The sequence below is a fragment of the Haladaptatus cibarius D43 genome (genome assembly GCF_000710615.1).
GTDB lineage: Archaea > Halobacteriota > Halobacteria > Halobacteriales > Haladaptataceae > Haladaptatus > Haladaptatus cibarius.
Map to the genome: position 1 here is coordinate 1 of NZ_JDTH01000007.1, position 1,493 is coordinate 1,493.

A 1,493-nucleotide genomic window follows, 5' to 3' on the forward strand; every position below is an offset into this window, starting at 1 on the left:
GAAATGCTCTATGCACTGTATTCATTGTGCAGAGAAAATACGAAATATGTCGTCTAAGTTTGAAAGAAAAGAGTATTTCACCAATTCAATCATGATTATTTTCAATATTGTATTTATAATAAGATAGTTATATCTGTAATATCTGCTTGGAACTAATGAAGGATGAACAAGTAACTGCAGAAGATATTGCTGGCTGGAGTACTCTCTCCGATATCGCCACTAGTTTTGAGAAGCGCGGACTGAAACCACGGCCGAATCTCAGCGAAGACGGCACACTTGTTTTGCAACTCTCGGACGACGAATTCATCGTTTTAGTCGAAGCAGACCCCGGTGAGACGGCGACTGATTTCAAACCGGATAATATGAGTCAGCACACGAACCTCGTCGCGATCAACGACTACGAAGAATTCACGTTCATCACACGGGTCCGAACGTGGGACCAGCAACACGGCCGTATCAAACACCAGAAACTCTCGTTCACTAAAGACCAATTCACGAGCGATTCTGGGGAGAAACACACGATTTTAGAGAAGCTAAACGAAATCGAATACGGTTCGTCTGCCGCAATCTACGACCAACTCTACGATACGCGCCAAGTCGTCAAAGACTTCTATCAACAGTTTGAGACGATGCGAACTGACCTCATTCAGGAGGTTGCTGGAATCCCCGACGACCGAGGAGACGCCAAACAACGCTACGTCCAAGTTATTCTTGACCGAATGATTTTCCTCTACTTCATTCAAGAAAAGCGAATCCTTGATCGAAACTCCTCGTACCTGCACGATATGCACGAGCAAGTGACCAATGCAGACGGTGATGTGTATGAAGAGTTCTACAAACCACTCTTCTTCGAGTACCTCGCCGAAGGTAAACAGAACATCAAGTTCGGTGAACTTCCGTACCTTAACGGCGGCCTCTTCTCGAAGAACCCCATTGAAGAGGAGTTCGAAGAGGCGAAGATTGGTGCGACAGCAGAAGAGACGAATACACACTTCGGGCGTATTCTCGAATTCCTTTCGAACTGGAATTGGAACGTCGACGAGCGACTCGATATCATTGATCCAAAAAACCTCTCTCCAGCCATTCTCGGTCACATTTTCGAACAAACAGTCAATCAAAAAGAGATGGGTGCATACTACACACCCGAAGATATCACCGGGTTCATGTCCCGACAGACTATCCAGCCGTATCTCGTTGACCAACTCAACGAGACCGTTGATGCGGAGTACGAGGAGCTAGATGATATCTTTGGGTTCGCTGGGATAGACGACGGAACTGGTGCTGAAGCTCTTGCTGACGGCGGGACAGTCACTCAACAGATACAGACACAACAGGCACCCATCGAGAACATCAATACGGATCATGTCGAAACGCTTTACCATGACATTCTGAAGGAAACTCGTGTACTCGACCCCGCAGTTGGGAGCGGCGCGTTCTTACTTGCCGCAGAGGAGGTCCTTCTTGACATCTACATACAGTGCATAGAGCATTTC

At 46.9% G+C, this 1,493-nt stretch carries 1 pseudogene; it reads left to right on the top strand.

From position 1 onward, the window contains the following. Positions 1-155 precede the first annotated feature (155 nt). Positions 156-1,493: pseudogene (locus HL45_RS17395) on the top strand (type IIL restriction-modification enzyme MmeI); the annotation flags it as partial.